At 67.3% G+C, this 17,528-nt stretch carries 14 protein-coding genes; 6 read left to right on the top strand and 8 right to left on the bottom strand.

All coding sequences use genetic code 11. The features are described 5' to 3' along the window. Window positions 1–51: 51 nt before the first annotated feature. The 5 genes from CKO40_RS05280 (at window position 52) to CKO40_RS05260 (ending at window position 8,512) form a co-directional block, all read left to right on the top strand. The gene (locus CKO40_RS05280) at window positions 52–708 is read left to right on the top strand and encodes a PqiC family protein (protein ID WP_242476841.1); all 657 of its coding nucleotides are present in this window, start codon (window positions 52–54) and stop codon (window positions 706–708) included. Between the two features lie 159 nt (window positions 709–867). Then, a complete protein-coding gene (locus CKO40_RS05275) occupies window positions 868–2,376 on the top strand; it encodes an efflux RND transporter periplasmic adaptor subunit (protein WP_200345146.1) in 1,509 nt (502 codons plus the stop codon). Continuing rightward, a complete protein-coding gene (locus CKO40_RS05270) occupies window positions 2,376–5,600 on the top strand; it encodes an efflux RND transporter permease subunit (RefSeq protein WP_200345145.1) in 3,225 nt (1,074 codons plus the stop codon). The genes CKO40_RS05275 and CKO40_RS05270 overlap by 1 nt, the downstream gene beginning before the upstream one ends. A 28-nt stretch (window positions 5,601–5,628) precedes the next feature. Next, entirely contained in the window at window positions 5,629–7,359 is a 1,731-nt protein-coding gene (locus tag CKO40_RS05265) for a chloride channel protein (RefSeq protein WP_200345144.1), read from the top strand. After that, entirely contained in the window at window positions 7,346–8,512 is a 1,167-nt protein-coding gene (locus tag CKO40_RS05260; RefSeq protein ID WP_242476840.1) for an extracellular solute-binding protein, read from the top strand. Before CKO40_RS05265 ends, CKO40_RS05260 begins: the two co-directional genes overlap by 14 nt. 205 nt (window positions 8,513–8,717) lie before the next feature. On the opposite strand, the gene thiO is transcribed toward CKO40_RS05260, so the two are convergent. The 8 genes from thiO to ygfZ all read right to left on the bottom strand — a co-directional run bounded on the left by thiO (window position 8,718) and on the right by ygfZ (window position 15,316). Next, entirely contained in the window at window positions 8,718–9,806 is a 1,089-nt protein-coding gene (gene thiO, locus CKO40_RS05255) for a glycine oxidase ThiO (RefSeq protein ID WP_200345143.1), read from the bottom strand. Window positions 9,807–9,808: 2 nt separating this feature from the next. Next, window positions 9,809–10,765, bottom strand: a complete 957-nt coding sequence (gene ispH, locus CKO40_RS05250) for a 4-hydroxy-3-methylbut-2-enyl diphosphate reductase (protein ID WP_200345142.1) — start codon at window positions 10,763–10,765, stop codon at window positions 9,809–9,811. A gap of 176 nt (window positions 10,766–10,941) precedes the next feature. Then, entirely contained in the window at window positions 10,942–11,259 is a 318-nt protein-coding gene (locus CKO40_RS05245; protein WP_200345141.1) for a nucleotidyltransferase family protein, read from the bottom strand. Beyond that, window positions 11,252–11,386, bottom strand: coding sequence for a hypothetical protein (locus tag CKO40_RS24850; protein WP_276570782.1), 135 nt, complete (start codon window positions 11,384–11,386; stop codon window positions 11,252–11,254). The genes CKO40_RS05245 and CKO40_RS24850 overlap by 8 nt, the downstream gene beginning before the upstream one ends. Window positions 11,387–11,400: 14 nt before the next feature. Then, the gene (locus tag CKO40_RS05240; RefSeq protein ID WP_200345140.1) at window positions 11,401–12,327 is read right to left on the bottom strand and encodes a squalene/phytoene synthase family protein; all 927 of its coding nucleotides are present in this window, start codon (window positions 12,325–12,327) and stop codon (window positions 11,401–11,403) included. Then, window positions 12,317–13,036 (bottom strand): HAD family hydrolase, encoded by a 720-nt coding sequence (locus CKO40_RS05235; protein WP_200345139.1) that lies wholly within the window; start codon window positions 13,034–13,036, stop codon window positions 12,317–12,319. The genes CKO40_RS05240 and CKO40_RS05235 overlap by 11 nt, the downstream gene beginning before the upstream one ends. A 36-nt stretch (window positions 13,037–13,072) precedes the next feature. Then, window positions 13,073–13,795: a bifunctional 2-polyprenyl-6-hydroxyphenol methylase/3-demethylubiquinol 3-O-methyltransferase UbiG gene (gene ubiG / locus CKO40_RS05230; protein WP_200345138.1), complete on the bottom strand. Its 723-nt coding sequence runs from the start codon at window positions 13,793–13,795 to the stop codon at window positions 13,073–13,075. 474 nt (window positions 13,796–14,269) lie between these two features. Next, a complete protein-coding gene (gene ygfZ, locus CKO40_RS05225; protein ID WP_200345137.1) occupies window positions 14,270–15,316 on the bottom strand; it encodes a CAF17-like 4Fe-4S cluster assembly/insertion protein YgfZ in 1,047 nt (348 codons plus the stop codon). Between the two features lie 211 nt (window positions 15,317–15,527). On the opposite strand from ygfZ, the gene CKO40_RS05220 reads away from it, so the two are divergent. Then, complete coding sequence (locus CKO40_RS05220) at window positions 15,528–17,390, top strand: RNB domain-containing ribonuclease (RefSeq protein ID WP_200345136.1); 1,863 nt, start codon at window positions 15,528–15,530, stop codon at window positions 17,388–17,390. Window positions 17,391–17,528 lie beyond the last annotated feature (138 nt).

Raw genomic sequence — 17,528 nt, 5'->3', positions numbered from 1 at the left:
GGGCGATGTCAGGGCAGCCGGCTTCTCGGTTGGGGAATGCTCTGTTGCGCGTTGCTGACAGCATCCTGCGCGAGCTCGCCGCCATCGCGCTTCTATACGCTGACGCCGTTGCCCGAGGCGGCGCAGCGCAGCGTCGAGATCAGCGGAGGCGCGCTGGCCATCGGTATCGGGCCGGTGGTGTTCCCACAGTTTCTGGACCGGCCGCAGCTGGTCGTGCGTGATGGCGCGAACCGCCTGGCGTTGGAGGAGTTCAACCGCTGGGGCGGCACGGTGCAGGACGATTTCCTGCGCGTCTGGGGCGAGAACCTGGCCTATCTGCTGGATACCAGCCGCATCCTGATCTTTCCGTCGGAGTCACGCATGCCGCTCGACTTTCGGGTCACGGCCGAGGTCGTGAGCTTCGAAGGCCGCGCCGATGCCGAAGCGGTGCTCAAGGTACGCTGGTCGGTCATGGATGAGCGCCTCCAACGCGCGCTGGCCTCACGGGAGGACGTCTATCGCTGTCCGGTCCGCGGCGGCGAAGCGCCCGAGCAGGCGGGGCCGGGCATCGGGCTCAGCGGCGGCGCGGGAGTGGGCCTGAGCCCGCAACGCTCGGAGGCGATCGTCGCAGCGATGAGCCGCTGCCTGGGGCGGTTCAGCGAAGATGTCGCGACCGTGATCCGGGCCCTGCCGAAGCCTGCGCCGCCTGATCGGCCCGACTATGGATGACGCGCATCGCCTCTGGCCATCGCCGCGCCCGCACCGGAACACCCTTTGGCTCAGCGTTTGGGCGCGGCATCGAGTGCGGCCCCCAGAGCAGCGCATCACCAGCAGCGCATCACCAGCAGCGCATCACTTCTACAAGAAGCCTCGAGGAGTCAGGAGCTTATGGCATCGATGCAAATGGGACAGCCGGATCTGGAAGCGATAAGAGGGGGCGGTGCCAGCAGGCGGCGACCTGGATCGGTTCGGGGTCCGCTTGGCCTGCGGCGGCAGACGGTTGGGATCGCGATCGCTGCTGCGGCGGCGCTCGCTGCCGGGGTCGCCGGCGCAACAGATGGGGCCGGGGACGGGGCTGGTCAGACGCCGCCGCCTTCGGTCGTGGTGGCAGCGGTCGCGGTTCAGGACGTCAGCGCTGAGCACCGCTACATCGGTACCATCAAGGCGATCCAGTCGGTCGACCTGAAGGCGCGCGTCGAGGGATTCCTCGAGCGGGTCGCGTTCGATCAGGGCAGCGCGGTCGAGGCCGGGCAGATGCTGTATCGGATCGAGCAGGCGCCGTTCCAGGCCAAGTTCGCCAGTGCCGAGGGGCAGCTCGCTGCAGCCAAGGCCCAGCTGGCGAGTGCGCAGGCGACCCTTGAGGACAAACAGGCGGACTTCGAGCGCCAGGCGACCCTCGTCAAGCAGGGCGATGTCTCGAAGACGGCCTTTGATCGGGCCAAGGCCGAGCGCGATGAGGCCAAGGCCGCGGTCGAGGAGGCGAAGGCCAGTATCCAGCAGGCCCAGGCCGGCATCGAGAGCGCTGAGATCGACCTCGGCTATACGATCATCCGCAGTCCGATCGACGGACGCATCGGTGCGACCCAGTACACCCAGGGCAACCTGGTCGACAGCAGCAGCGGCACCCTCGCGACCGTCGTTCAGCTCGATCCGATCCGCGCCGTGTTCTCGATCCCGAGCTCGGATTTCGTGAAGGTGCAGCAGCGTGCCGCCGGCGCGACTGGCAAGGATAAGGCGCAGGTGCAGTTCGTGCCGGAGCTGATCCTGCCGACCGGACAGACCTACCCGCATCAGGGCAAGCTCGCGTTCGTCGACAACCAGGTCGATCCGGGCACCGGCACCATCGCGGTCTATGCCGATTTCCCGAATCCGGATCATCTGTTGCTGCCTGGGCAGTTCGTCACCGCGCTGGTGCGCAGCGCCGAGCCGCAGCGCGAGCCGGTGGTGCCGGCCGCCGCGATCCAGCGCACCCGTGACGGCGCGCAGGTCTACCTGGTCGGTCAGGACAACCGCATCGCGGTGCGGCAGATCAAGACCGGCGTACAGACCAGCAACGGCTATGCGGTGACCTCGGGCCTGCAAGGTGGCGAGATCGTCGTCGTCTCCGGTATCCAGAAGGTCAAGCCGGGCGTCAAGGTGAAGACGGTCAAGCAGAGTGAGGCCGCACCGATGGGCAAGGCGCTGTCGATCGACTCCAGCGGTACTGGCTCGAGCGGTGACGCCGCGACTGACAAAGCCGATCAGCCAGCCGGCAGCCACGACGGCCAATCGGGCGATGCCGACGGCAGCGCCGATTCTGCACGGACCGACTCCGATCCGGCTTCCGGTTCGGACGCAAGCGGCACCTCAGAAGGTCGGCCGACCCAGAGCACAGCCAACGCAGCGGACGACAACTGATGATCTCCAAGACCTTCGTCGAGCGGCCGCGGCTCGCGGCCGTGGTCTCGATCGTGCTCGTGGTCGCCGGTCTGCTGGCGATGTTCGCGATCCCGGTCGCGCAGTATCCGCCGATCACACCGCCGGTGGTGCAGGTCACGGCGACCTATCCGGGCGCCGATGCGAAGACCATCGCCGATACGGTCGGCGGTCCGATCGAGGAGCAGGTCAACGGCGTCAAGGGCATGACCTACATGTCGGCGACCGCCTCGAGCGCCGGGATCTACAGCCTCTCGGTGACCTTCGATGTCGGCGTCGATCCCGATATCGCCCAGGTCAACACCCAGAACCGGGTCTCGCAGGCGCTGGCGAAACTGCCGCAGGAGGTCCAGGAGCTGGGCGTGACGGTCCAGGCGCAGTCGACCAATCTGCTGTTGGTGATCTCGGTCTATTCGCCCGATGACAGCAAGGATGCGCTGTTCCTGTCGAACTACGCGACCATCAACATCCAGGACGAGCTGGCGCGGGTCAACGGGGTCGGCGAGGCGAAGCAGTTCGGGCCATTGGACTACTCGATGCGCATCTGGCTCGAGCCCGAGCGCATGGCGGCGCTCGGCATCACCCCGCAGGATGTGAAGCAGGCGATCCAGGCGCAGAACATCCAGGCCGCGCTGGGGCAGATCGGCGCTCCGCCGATCGGGGCGGATCAGGTCTCGCAGCTCACCATCGTCACCAAGGGGCAGCTGGCGACCCCGGAGGAGTTCGAGCAGATCGTCGTGCGCACCAGCCAGGATGGCGGGATCGTCCGAGTCGGCGATATTGCGCGGGTCGAGCTCGGCTCCGAGTCCTATGACGCGGTCACGACCTTCAACGGGAAGCCGGCGGCGGGCATCGCGATCTATCAGGCGCCCGGCGCCAATGCGCTGACCGTCGCCGACGCCGTCCGCGCCGAGCTCGAGACGCTTAAGGGGCGCTTCCCGGATGGGGTTGCGGCCGAGGTGATGTACGACTCGACCCTGTTCGTGACCGCCTCGATCCACGAGATCCTCGTCACGCTGGCGATCACTGCGGTCATCGTGCTGCTGGTCGTGTTCCTGTTCCTGCAGGACCTGCGCGCGACCATCGTCCCGGCGGTGACCATCCCGGTCTCGCTGATCGGTGTGTTCATCGTCCTGCTCGCGGTCGGCTTCTCGGCCAACACCATCAGCCTGTTCGCGGTGGTGCTCGCGATCGGCCTGGTCGTCGATGATGCGATCGTCGTGGTCGAGAACGTGCAGCGCCTGATGCTCGAGGAGGGTCTCGATCGGCGGGCGGCAACCCTCAAGGCGATGCGGCAGGTCACCGGGCCGATCATCTCGACGACCCTGGTGCTGTTCGCGATCTTCGCGCCGGTGGCCTTCATTCCCGGGATCTCAGGCGAGCTGTTTCGCCAGTTCGCGGTGACGATCTCGGCGGCGGTCGCGATCTCGGCGGTCAATGCGCTGACCCTGTCGCCCGTGCTTACCGCGCTCTTCCTCGGCACGCCGAAACAGCCGAGGCGCGGGCCGTTCAAGTGGTTCAATTCAGGGCTGGACGGCGCGCGCAACGGCTATGTGTGGATCGTCGCGTTGATCGCCCGGCGTTCCGCCGTCGCCGGGCTGATCATCATCGCGGTCGGGCTGGGCTCGGCGTTGGTGCTCGAGCGGCTGCCGAGCGGCTTCCTGCCGAACGAGGACCAGGGGGTGATCTATCTCGATGCGAGTCTACCGAGCGGGGCCTCATTGCCGCGCACCGCCGAGGTCCTGGAGCAGACGCGCAAGATCGCCGAGCAGGCGCCGGGGGTCGAGAATGTGCTCTCGGTCGCCGGCTTCAGCATCCTCACCAATTCGGTGGCCTCCAACAGCGGTCTCGGTGTCATCGTGCTCGAGCCCTGGGAGGAGCGCACCTCGCCGGAGACGAAGCTCGGCGCGCTGATCGGCAACCTGAGCGCGCAGTACAGCGCGATACCGGGTGCCAACGTGCTGGTCTTTCCGCCGCCGCCGATCCCGGGCCTCGGCAACGCCGGCGGCTTCACGCTGCAGCTCGAGGCGCTCGGCGGCCAGTCGCCGGAGGCGCTCACCCAGGTCCTGAAGGGGCTGCTCGCGACCGCCAATCAGGACCCGCGGATCGCGCAGGCCTATTCGACCTTCAGCGCCGACACGCCAAGGCTGTTCCTGGACCTGGATCGGACCAAGGCCGAGTATCTTGATGTGCCGGTCGCGACCCTGTTCGAGACCATGCAGTCGGTGTTCGGCAGCACCTATGTGAACAACTTCACCTACCTGGGGCGGACCTTCCAGGTCAACCTGCAGGGCGAGCAGGATGCGCGCAACGCGGCCGAGAACATCGCCAGCACCTATGTGCGCTCGACCTCGGGCAAGATGGTCCCGATCGCTGAGCTGGCCGAGGTGCGCACCGAGCTCGGTGCCGACCAGGTCTTCCACTACAACCAGTTCCTGACCGCGTCGATCAACGGCAGCCCGGCGCCCGGCTATTCGACCGGCGATGCGATGGCGGCGATGGAGGCGGCTGCAAAAAAGGCGTTGCCGTCCGGTTATGGCTACGAATGGACCGGGATGTCCTACCAGGAGGCGCAGCAGGGTGCGGGCGCCGAGCTCGCGATCTTCGCGCTTGCGGTGCTGTTCGGCTATCTGTTCCTGGTGGCCCTCTATGAGAGCTGGGCGATCCCGTTCTCGGTGCTGACCTCGGTGGTGGTTGCGATCTTCGGGGCACTGTTGACGCTGTGGCTCGTCGGCCTGACCAACGACCTCTACACCCAGATCGGTCTGGTGCTGCTGATCGGTCTGGCGGCCAAGAATGCGATCCTGATCGTCGAGTTCGCCAAGGAGCAGCGCGACGACGGCAAGAGCCGCTTCGAGGCCGCGCTGGCCGGCGCGCAGATGCGTTTCCGGGCGGTGCTGATGACCGCGATGGCCTTCATCATCGGCCTGCTGCCCCTGGTACTGGCGAGCGGCGCCGGGGCCAATTCGCGCATCCATCTCGGCTTCACGGTGCTCGGCGGGATGCTGGCCGCGACCCTGTTCGGCATCCTGGTGATCCCGGGGCTCTACGTGATGTTCCAGTGGATTGGCGACCGCGTCGGCGGGTGGATCCGCCCGGGTGCATCGACCGGTGGATCATCGCGAGAATCGACCGGTCGTGCAGGCCGTGGCGCAGCGGGCGGAACGTCACCGGCGGCGAGCGAGCGGGGCGCCGGGGGCGTCTGAGGGCGCGCGCCGAGCTCCGAGACCTGGGATGGCGCGGTCATCTGAGCGCCCCCTGAATCTGGGTCTGCTGGTCTTGCTCGGCGGCGTGGTCGGGCTGCTGGTCGGGCTGTTGTCGGCCAGCTTCGTGCTGGCCGTGTTCCAGCTGAACGATTGGCTGCTGATCTCGCCGCGTAGCCGAATGATGTTCGAGCACCAGGGCTGGCTGGTGGCCGCGACCATTGCGGTGCCAACCCTCGGCGGATTGGTGGTCGCGCTGCTGCATCGGCTGATCCTGGAGCGTCGCCCGCACGGGCCGCCGGATGTGATCGCCGCCGTTCAGACGCGGAGGGGGCGGCTGCCGGTGCGCCCTGGACTGATCTCGGCCTTGAGCAGTCTGGTCGCGCTCGGCAGCGGCGCATCGGTCGGACAGTACGGTCCGCTGGTCCATCTCGGTGGCACCCTCGGCTCGCTGAGCGCGCGGCTGCTGCGCGCGAGCCGTTCCGAGGACAATATCGCGATCGCCTGCGGGGTCGCGGCCGCGATCGCGACCGCGTTCAAGGCGCCGCTGGCCGGTATCCTGTTCGCCCATGAGGTCGTGCTGCGCCATTTCGCGTTGCGCGCGTTCGCCCCGGTCGCGGCGGCCGCGCTCGGCGGTTATCTGGTCGAGAGCCTGATCTTCGACCGACCGCCGTTGTTCTATGTCGCCAGCGCCGAGATCCAGTTTCGCTGGGAGTATCTGCTGTTCCTGGTGATGGGCGCTGTGGGGGCATTGGTCGCGGTGACCTATATGCAGGCGCTGCTGGCCGCTGCCAGGTTGGCGCAGCGGAGTCGAATCCCAGCGCTGTTGCAGCCGGCTGCGGCCGGTGCCTTGCTTGGCACCGCCGCGCTGTGGGTACCGGATATCCTTGGCATCGGTGCCGAGACGCTGCGCTTCACGACGATCGCCGACGCCATCGGGTCGGCCGAGCTCGTGCTGCTGCTGGTCGCCAAACTGCTCGCGACCGCCCTCTGTCTCGGGTTCGGTTTCAGCGGCGGGGTGTTCAGCCCGGCCCTGCTGATCGGCGCGCTGTTCGGCGCCCTCTGCGGTAATCTTGCCGCACTCGTGACCGGCGGGCCGGAGGCGAGCATGGTCGTCTATGCGGTGGCCGGAATGGTCGCGGTCACGGCGCCGGTGATCGGGGCGCCCCTGGCGACGGTGCTGATCGTGTTCGAGCTCACGTCCAGTTACACCCTGACCACGGCGGCCTTGGCCAGTGTCGCGCTTGCCAATCTGGTCGGGTTCCGGTTGTTCGGACGCTCGTTGTTCGATCGCCAATTGGCGAATCGGGGGCTGGACCTCTCGGCCGGGCGCAGCCGGACGCTGTTGCAGGGGCAGCCGATCGATGCCTATGTGCGGCCGGCCGCGGTGATCCTCAGTCCCGAGACCCCGCTGCGGCAGGCCATTCTTCGGCTTGGTGCCGGCGGGCATGGGGAAGGCTATCTGGTCGATGACGACGGCCGCTATCAGGGTACCGTGACCCTGGCCGCGCTCGAGGCCCGCCACCGCGCCGGTGCCGAGACCGCCGCCGAGGCGCGGGAGCCAGGGCGGCCTGTGGTTGCGGCAGGCAGCTCGTTATGGGTGGCGCTGGAGCAGGCGAGGTCGCTGGAGGGGGCCGCGCTGCCGGTGATCGAGCGCGGTGGCAAGGGGCGTCTCGTTGGTGTGCTGCCTGAGGTGGCGCTCTCCGGCGCCCATGTCGAGACCCTGGACGCGGTGCGGCGCGAAGAGCATGGCGTCGGCTGAGGGACGCGCCGCTTGGTATCGGGCCTGCTGCCGGCCGGGCTGGGGCCTCATGCTGGTGGTGCTCGTTGCGCCCGCTCTCGGGCTGGCTGCGCCGGATAACGCGGCACCGGTGTTGCGGATCGGTACTTGGGGCGGCGCCTACGCGAGGGCGCAGCGGGAGGCGCTGTTCAAGCCCTTCAGCCGCGCGACCGGCATCGAGATCGCGGTGCGGCGCTACGACGGCGGTCTGGCCGAGCTGCGCCGGCAGGTTGCTGGAGACGGCGACGAGGTGCCCTGGGACCTGGTCGATATGACCATGAGCGATACCCTGACCGCCTGCCGTGAAGGCCTGTTGCAGCCATTGCCGCACGAGCAGCTGCCGCCGTCACCGGACGGCGTTCCGGCGGCGCGCGATTTCATCGCCGATGCACTGACCCGCTGTGGCGTCGCGCATACCGCCTATGCGACCGTCATCGCTTACGATCGCCGCGCCTTTCCCGGTATTCGACCGACCCGCGTCGCGGACCTCTTCGATCTGGAGCGCTTTCCTGGGCAACGCGCATTGCAGCGCGCACCCTTCGGCAACCTGGAGTGGGCGCTGCGGTCCTATGGCGTGCCCGCAGCGGACCTCTACAACCTGCTGAGTACCCGCCGCGGCCTCGGACTGGCGCTCGAACGGCTCGATGAGATCGCATCTGAGGTGCGCTGGTGGCGGGATGGGGGCCGACCGGTAGAGCTGTTAGCCGCTGGCCAGGTGGTGATGGCGAGCGGCTACAATGGCCGCTTCTTCGATGCCGTCGCCGAGCGTGACGCCCCGATCGAGATCCTCTGGGATGGCCAGATCCAGGAGCTCGAGAACTGGACCATCAGCGCCGCGAGCGCTCAATCGAGCGCGGCCTGGGACTTCGTGCGCTACGCCACCAGCACCGATGCGCTGGCGCGTTTCGCCCGCTATCTGCCCTATGGCCCGGCCCGACGCTCCGCGAGTGCGCGGGTCAGCGACCATATCGATCGCGGCCTCGACATGCAGCCGCATCTGCCGACCCACCCCCGCAATGCCCGGACACGGATCATCAAGGATGTGGAATGGTATGCCCGAACGCACGACCGCATCCGAGCAATCTTTACGCAGTGGCTAGAGCGTCGCGGCGCAATCGGAACCTCGCACGAGTGAGAGACGAGGTCTGTCCGTAAGCCTCAATCCAAGCGGTTGTCCGATCGGCGCAGCGGTCAACGGCCGGTTTTCGGATCACCCCGAATCAGCAGCGTCGCTGTTGCGTCACTCGGGGCGGTCGGAAACGGGCTTGGCAGGGCCGTCCAGCCCGGAGCGGCGCCTCTTTCGGGCCGCTACCGGCAGGTCTTGGAAGACGCTTGCGCTGTCAGGTGCGGGGGCTGTCGAGCGCGTAGGCCGAGGGCGGCAGAATCGGCTCGCGTTCGAGGACGATGTCGCTGATCAGGCGCGCCGAGGCCGGGCCGGTCACGAGCCCGTTGCGGAAGTGACCGGCATTGACGTAGAGCCCTTCGACGCCTGGATAGGGACCAATGTAGGGGATGCCGCTCGGTGATCCAGGGCGCAGACCGGCCCAGTGGTCTTCGATCGGTGTGCGCTTGAGCAGCGGGTACATCTCGACCGCGATCCGATACAGCTCTTCCTTGGCCTCGGCCGTCGTCCGCTTCTCGAAACCGGCCTCTTCGAGTGTGCTGCCGATCAGCACGCGGCCATCCTTACGCGGGATCACATAGCGCTCTCGGAAGAGCGTGACATGGCGGATCTGGCTCGGCTTCGCGTAGAACAGGATCATCTGGCCACGAACCGGTCGGATATCGGGCTTGTGGCCGAGTTTCTCGAGCAGTTGGGCGGTCCAGGCGCCGGTGCAGACGATCACATGCTCGGCGTCCAGCGTGCCCGAGATGGTCTTGACGCCCTGGACCCGGCCATTCTCGACCCGCAGGTCCACGACCTCTTCGCGCTCACGTAGCTCGATCTGCTTGCCGATGCTCGCGTGGAGGGCCTTGGTCAGCCGCGGGTTCCGGATCTGCCCGATCTCGGGCAGCCAGAGGGCCGCATCGGTCTCGAAGTGCAGGCCGGGCTCCTTCTCGGCGATCTCGGTGCGGTCCAACAGCTCCATCGCGACCTGCTCGGTCGCGGCCCAGTTCAGGGCCAGGTCCGGGGCATCGGGGTCGAGGATCATCATCCCTGAGCGGCTGTATTCGGGATCGACGCCGGTCTCGTCGAACAGGTCCTCGCAGAAGGCCGGATAGGCGGCTTGGCTCCAGGAGGCCAATGCCGTCACGGCGCCGCGATAGCGCCAGGGGTAGAGCGGGGAGAGGATGCCGCCACCGGCCCAGGAGGACTCCTTGCCGGTCTGGCCCATCTCGACCAGGGTCACTTTGCAGCCGGCTTGCGCCAGCTCGCGGGCGGTCATCAGGCCGATGACGCCGCCGCCAACGATCAGGATGCTGCTCATCGTCAGGCCTCGCCCTCCAGAGCGGCGTCGGGCTGAAGCTCCTTGGGCAAGGCAAAGACCACCTGTTCACGGATGCCGCTCTGCTCGACGACCGCGTCTGCGCCCAGTGCCTTGAGCTTCGCGATCACCTGTTCGACGAGCAGCTCCGGTGCCGAGGCACCGGCGGTCAGGGCAACCCGGTCCCGGTGCTCGAGCCAGGCTGGGTCGATGTCCTCGGGTCCGTCGATCAGATAGGCCGGGACGCCCTGCTTCTCGGCCAGCTCGCGCAGGCGATTGGAATTCGAGCTGTTGGTCGAGCCGACCACCAGCATCAGATCGGCCTGCTCGGCGAGTGCGCGCACGGCGTCCTGACGGTTCTGGGTCGCGTAGCAGATGTCGCTCTTCTTCGGTCCGGTCAGGTTCGGGAAGCGCGCTTGCAGCGCGGCGATGACGCCGGCGGTGTCGTCGACCGAGAGCGTGGTCTGGGTGACATAGGCGACACGATCCGGGTCCTGTACGCTGAGGGCCTCGACCTCGTCGGCGGTCTCGATCAGGTGCATCCGGCCGCCGTCGGCGCGGCATTGGCCCATGGTGCCTTCGACCTCCGGATGGCCGCGATGGCCGATCAGCACGACGTCGAAGCCGGCCTTGCAGTGACGCGCGACCTCCAGGTGGACCTTGGTCACCAGCGGACAGGTGGCATCGAAGATGCGCAGGTCGCGCGCGGCCGCCTCCTCGCGCACCTGCTGCGAGACGCCATGCGCACTGAAGATGCAGGTGGCGCCGTTCGGTATCGCGGCGACCTCATCGACAAAGATGGCGCCGCGGTTGCGGAGATCATCGACCACGTAGCGGTTATGGACGACCTCGTGGCGGACGTAGACCGGTGCGCCGTAGATCTCGAGCACGCGCTCGACGATGTCGATCGCGCGGTCGACGCCGGCGCAGAAGCCGCGGGGGTTGGCAAGCAGTATTTCCATCGGGCAGTGGCCTTGGGGCTAGGCTGGGCAAACATGCCGCCATTCTAGCAGCCGTGTCGCAGTAGGGCAGTCGGGTTATTCCGAGGGCGCGTCAGTTCCCGCGGCCTCGGGTTTCGGCAGGAGGTCACGGTTGCTGTATCAGGCCCAGTCCGGTTGCTCTCAAGCTCCGGTCGGTCTCAAGGCGCAGGATAGAGCGGCTGCCCCACACGTTCGATGTGCGCCAACAAGTCGGCGCTTTCCAAGGTGTCGACGAGGCAGAGATCGACCTGATAGGGCAGCAACAGGTCGTCGATGCGGCCTTCCAGGTCGAGCAGATCCGCGTCGGTCAGTTCCGAGCCGAAGAGGGCGAGGTCGATATCCGAACCATGACGGTAGTTGCCCTTGGCGCGCGAGCCAAAGACGACCGCGCGTTGCAGATGCGCAGTGCGGCCCAGCTCGGCGCGCAGCTTGGTGATGACGTCGGAGGTCAATCCGAAGGGCTGTTGCTCAGACATCCTGAGTCTGCGTCAAGGTCTGCATGCGTGCGGCGAAGGCCTGAAAGAGGCTCAGGTAGCGATCGGCGATGCGCTGCGTCAGCTGATCGGCGCGGGCCTCATTGGGCGAGCGAGCGGTGGCGCGCAAAGCCTGCTCGGGCCTCAACGCGAAGCCCGCCAAGCCAGCCAAAGCTTACGCAGCGGCGTGAGGCCGATGCGCTGGTCGGCGACGTCGAAGCCGCTGCGCTCGAGGACCGCGAGCAGGTCTTGGTGCAGGCGCAATTGAATGCGCACTGCCCGCGTGAGTTCAGACGGCTGGACAGGCGACCCGGTTGTTGGCTCGTTTGCCGGCCGGTTCGGCAGTTGCGAGCGGAGCTGCTCAGCCAGCGCGCGCAGCAGCTCGGGCAGCCGCTGTCGGCCCTCGGGGCTGGCTAGCGCCTCCTGGCTGAGACCGGCGGCGGCGAGCTGGTCGGCCGGCAGCACCGCGCGTCCCTGGCGCAGCAGCAGGCCGGCATCGCGAAGACGGCGTACCTGGGCACACCAGCCGCCAACACGGCGGGCCTGGGTGAGTGGGTGCCTGTCGACGACGCCTTCGCAGTGGGCGAGCAGCTCGAACAGGGCGCCGCGATCCTGCTCGTCGGCATCGCGCTGGGTACCGAGGTCGGGCTGACGCGGATTCTGCAGCGCCGTTTCGACTCCGGCGATGATCGCGATGAACGGGGCTTCGGGCAGCCGGTGGGCGGCCACGACCGGGGCCAGGACCTCGCTCAGCGGATGGCGTGGCGTGCCGGCGAAGATGCGCTCGAGCTCGCTGCGCCACCAGTCGAGCTTGATGCGGGCGACACCGGGGTCGGAGACCTGATCCAGGATCGCGCGCAGCTCGGCACGCCAGGCGAACAGGGCGGCCAAGGCATCGCGCCGTGGGGCGGCGGCGAGCCGCACGCTGTAGTAGGCGCTGGAGCCAGGGGGGGTGGCGCGGTTCGGAAACCGCCATTCGGCGCTGGCCGCGCTGGCTGATCCTGCCGCATGGGCCGAGCCTGCCGCGCCGACCGGGCGGGCCGCGCTTGGGCGGATGCGCTCAGGCGACATCGGCCGGGCCGCTGGCAGGGGCTGGACTGATCGGGGGCGGATCGGGCGCCAGGAAGCGCAAGACCTCGAGCGGATGCTCGAGCAGGCCGTCGGCGCCCCAGTCGCGGGGATGCAGCTCGATGCCCAGATAACCGTAGAGGGCGGCCAGCGTCCGCATCCCGGCGGCGCGACCGGCCTGGATGTCGCGCTGGTCATCGCCGACATACCAGCAGGCGCTCGCCTCACGGTCGATCAGGCCGCAGGCGTGGAACAGCGGGTCCGGATGCGGCTTGGGGCGCGGCGTGGTATCGCCGCTGACCACGCAGGCGGGTCGGATCGGCAGCGCCATCGCCTCCAGCAGTGGATCGGTCAGCCAGGCGGGCTTGTTGGTGACGATGCCCCAGCAGATCCCTTGCGCGTCGAGCGCTTCGACGAGCTCGGCGATACCGGGGAATAGGCAACTCTCGCAGTGGATATCGGCCGCATAGAGGGACAGATATTCATCCCGAAGCGCGGCATAGCGCGGGTCCTCGGGGCCGATGCCGAAGCCGACTGCGAGCATCCCGCGCGAGCCGGATGACACATGACGGCGCGCCTGCTCGAACGGGACTGCAGGCCGATCGTAGCGTGCCAGTAATCGGTTCAGCGCCGCCGCCATATCGGGGGCGGTATCGGCGAAGGTGCCATCCAGATCGAACAGCACCGCGGCAGGGCCGAGGGGGTCAGCCATCCTGCTCACAACCGGTCAATGCATCAGGGCGCCGCTTCAGGCATGCTCGGCTCGCGGTCTCCGGCAGGCTGCCAGATAGTTGACATCGATGTCCTTCGCCAGCCGGTAATGGCGGGTGAGCGGATTGTAGGTCAGTCCGGTGAGGTCGATGATCCGCAGCGGCGTTGGCCGGACCCAGCGATCGAGCTCCGAGGGTCGGATGAAGCGGGCGTAGTGATGGGTACCGCGCGGCAGCAGATTCAGGACGTACTCGGCACCGATGATCGCGAACAGATAGCTTTTAGGATTGCGATTCAGCGTCGAGAAGAAGACATGGCCACCCGGCCGCACTAGGCGGGCACAGGCATCGATCACCGAGCCTGGGTCCGGGACATGCTCGAGCATCTCCATGCAGGTGACGACATCAAAGCTCGCCGGACGCTCGTCGGCGAGTGCTTCGACCGGCATCTGCCGATACTCGACCTCGACGCCGGTCTCGAGGGTGTGCAGGTCGGCGACGCGCAGCGGCTCTTCGCCCATGTCGATGCCGGTGACCTTGGCGCCTTCGAGTGCCATCGCCTCGGATAGGATGCCGCCACCGCAGCCGACGTCGAGGACCTCGCGGCCAGCGAGGGAGACATGACGCTGGATATAGCTGAGCCGAAGCGGGTTGATCTCGTGCAGCGGCTTGAACTCGCTATGCGGGTCCCACCAGCGCGCGGCGAGGGCCTCGAATTTGTTGACCTCGGCGTGATCGACGTTGGGTGCGGTCTCGGACATTGGACTGAGGGCTCGTTTCTCAACAAGGTGATATTGGCGGGTTCCACTGGTCGCCGCATTGTACGCAAGCCGCGATTGTTACCCCACGGCAGGCGCGCTCTCAGACAAGGATTCTGGGTGCGCTCTTTAGATGCCTTAACAGAATGCCCTCTACGGCCTAGCAAATCAGCGGCTTGTGCAGGTTAGCCGGGCGTTTTGATAGGGCCTCTTAGGCGATTTCTGTCAAAGCTCATACCGCCTTGCTGGTCTTTTCGCTCGCCTTCTTCGTCGCGCCGCCGGTCACATAGCCCGGCTATGCTCCCGGCGACGCTCCTCGAAGGCAAACGAAAATCCTGCGCAATTCGGTACGAGCTTTTCCGGCAATCGCCTTAGGACGATCCGGGGCTCCCTTTTTACCGTCACTTTGGGGCTGACTTCGGTGAACGGCACTTTGATTGCGCGAGCTCTGGCTCGGGTGTTCGTTTGCATGTCGAATCAGACCTCGGCGGGAAACCCATAGGGCGGCGGGCTGACCTCGAGCGCCGGCCCGTCGGTACCGCCGAGTCGCAGATCACCCGACTCAGCAGCGCTGATCTCGCCGACGACGAGCAGCTCATAGCGGCCTGGTGCGGTCGCACAGGCGTTCACGACCCGGCCTGGCGCTTGCTCCGAGCTGCTCGAGGCAGCGCCAAGCGGCGTTCCAGGTGCCGGCGGCTCGGCGTCTGGGGGCAGCTCTGCGCGGGCGATGTACATCCGGCGCTTGAGCTTGCCGAGGTACTGCATCCGCGCGACGACCTCCTGACCGGTGTAGCAGCCCTTGTGGAAGCTGACCCCATCGATCAGCTGCATGTTCGCCATCTGCGGCACGAAGCTGTCGCTGGTCTCCGGAAGGACGGTCGGGATGCCGGCGCGAATGTCGTGAAGCGTCCAGTGCTCGGGATTCGCGGGCACGGCGCCGGCCGCCTTGGCAGCGTCCCAGGTGGCACGGGCGGAGTCGACTGGGCCGAGCACCAGGTATCGAGAGGGCGTGCCGGCGACGCGGATCAATGCGCTATCGCCGGCGCGGATCATCCCGTTGACTGTTTCCGGCAGATCACCGTATGCGTGTCTCAGCGAGTCGTCGACGCAGTCGCCAACGATGCCGAAGCAGACCAGCGCATCACTGACGTCATCGATGGTCGCCTGTGACCGGAGCAGGAACATCCGTAGCCGCTTCAACAGGGTGTCCATCATCGAGCGTGGCAGCACCAGGAACAGGCTTTCTTCGAAACGCAGCACGCGGAAGCTTGCGAGCATGCGGCCTTTGGGACTGCAATGGCTGTTGAACTGTGTATGGGTCTCGGAGAGCTCGCGCAGATCATTGCTGAGCTGTCCCTGCAGGAAGTCGATGGCATCGGGGCCGGCGACCGCGATCACGCCGAGATGCGATAGGTCGACGAGCGCGCACTCGGGCTCGGCTGGGGCATCGTCGAAACGGGCGGCGCCGTCGTCACCGGGACGACCGCTCTGGGACTCGAGAAAGGCTTGCCAATCGGTATGCATGGTCGGGTCTCGCTCGCTGGCCGATCCATCGACTGCTAGGTTGGTGTGACCTGGCTTCTGCGACAGGGCCAGCTCGGTACATGGTCAGGTCTCGCTTGCATCCATCATAGCGGAATGCGCCCCGCGCCGGGTGCAGCTGATATAGTGACGGGTTCGGCTCCCTTCAGGCGGCTGCCGAACAGTCGCGCCTAGCACGAGAGGTAACACCGCCTTGTCCTTCCATCAAGCCACGCCGCGCACTGGCAGCCTTGTTGTCTACAAGAGCCGCCCGGCCCGGGTCCTCGCCACAGCGGACAAGATCGAGATCGAGATCGAGGGCGGGCAGACCAAGCGCGTGCGCCCCAAGGACGTGCTGCCGCTGCATCCGGGGCCGGTCACGAGCTTGAGCAACCTAAGGCCATCGGAGGTTGATCCGCAAGAGGCCTGGGAGCTGCTCGAGGGCACGGAGAGCGATCTCAAGGAGCTGGCCGAACTGCTCTACGGCGAGCACACGCCGGGGGCGGCCTGGGGCGCGTGGGAATGGCTCAGTGAGGGGCTTTGGTTCGAGGGAACCACCGCGGTGCTGCGACCGCGCGCGGCCGAAGCGATCGAGCGCGATCGCGCCGAGCGCGAGGCCAAGGCGAGCGCGGAGCGCGCCTGGGCCGAGATGCTGGAGCGGCTTCGGGAGGGCCGGTTTGCCGACACCGACCGGGAATCGCTCCAAGAGGTCGAGCGGCTGGCGACTGCCCAGGGTGAGCATAGCCGCATCTTGAAGGCGCTTGGTTACGAAGAAAACCCGGCTAGCGCCTATCGGCTGTTGGTCGCGGTCGGCTACTGGGAACCGGAGCACAACCCCTATCCGGTTCGGGTTGGCGCGCCGCAGGAGGACAGCGCAGTACCGGTTCCAAGCCTCGCGGTCGCCGCTGATGCAGCGCCTGATGTGGGGCGCGAGTCGGATCGGCTCGATCTGACCTATCTGCCGGCACTCGCGATCGACGATGAGGGCAACCAGGACCCCGATGATGCGATCAGCGTCGATGGCGAGCGGGTCTGGGTCCACGTGGCCGATGTGGCGCACCTGGTCGCTGCCGATAGCGAGCTCGAGCAGGAGGCGCGCGCGCGTGGCGCCAACCTCTATCTGCCCGAGCGCACGATTCATATGCTTCCTCCGGCAGTGACCGAACAGCTCGGGCTCGGGCTCCAGGAGCGGTCGCCGGCGCTGTCGTTCGGTATCACCCTCGATGCCGAGGGGGCGATCGCCGACGTCCTAGTACAGCCGAGTCTGGTCCGGGTGCAGCGTCTGAGCTACGCCGAGGCCGATCGGCGTCTCGAGCAACCGCCGCTGTCCGAGCTCGCTGCCGTGGCCGAGCGGTATCGGGCACGACGCCTGGCCCAGGGGGCGACCGAGATCGATCTGCCCGAGGTCAGCGTCCGCGTCCAGGAGGGCGAGGTGGTGATCCGTCCGGTCGAGCGCAGCGGCGCGCGTGCGCTGGTCACCGAGCTGATGCTGATGGCCGGCGAGGCGGCGGCGCGTTACTGTCAGGCGCGTGCGATCCCGATCCCGTACGCGACCCAGCCGGCGCCGGAGCGGATCGAGCAGCCGGCCGGCATGGCCGCGATGTACGCCTACCGGCGCCTGTTCAAGCCAAGCCGCAGTCTGGTTGGGGAGCCGAGCCGGCATTTCGGCCTCGGGCTCGATGCCTACACCCGTGCGACCAGCCCATTGCGCCGCTACAGCGATCTGCTCGTCCATCAGCAGCTGCGTGCGCACCTGCAGGGCGCCGAGCCCTTGACGGCGGAGCAGGTCAGCCGCCGGATCGGGGAGGCCGAGCAGGGTGCAATGACGGCGCGTCGTGCCGAGCGGCAGTCCAACCTGCATTGGAAGCTGGTCCACCTCGGCCGGAATCCGCGTTGGAGCGGCGAGGGGGTCGTCGTCGAGCTGCAGGAGCGCAAGGCCGTCCTGATGATCCCGCCGCTGGCACTCGAGACCCGCATCCGCGCGAAGCCGGATATGGCCCTCGATCAGCGCATCCCGTTGGCGTTGGCCGAGGTCGATCTGGCGCAGGGCGAATGTCAGTTTCGCGTTCGCGGTTGACCGAGTCCTGCCGAGCAAACCGGCCGGTGAGTATAGGCAGTGATGCTGACCGCCGGACGAGATCGATGTGCAGGCCCTGAACCCTGTGGCGTCTTCTGTCCGGCGATCAGATGAAATAGCTCTAACCCAGCTGATGAG

Origin of the sequence: Halochromatium glycolicum, from assembly GCF_016584085.1 — a bacterium.
GTDB classification, from domain to species: Bacteria; Pseudomonadota; Gammaproteobacteria; order Chromatiales; family Chromatiaceae; genus Lamprobacter; species Lamprobacter glycolicus.
This window is presented reverse-complemented; position numbering and strand designations above follow the sequence as displayed.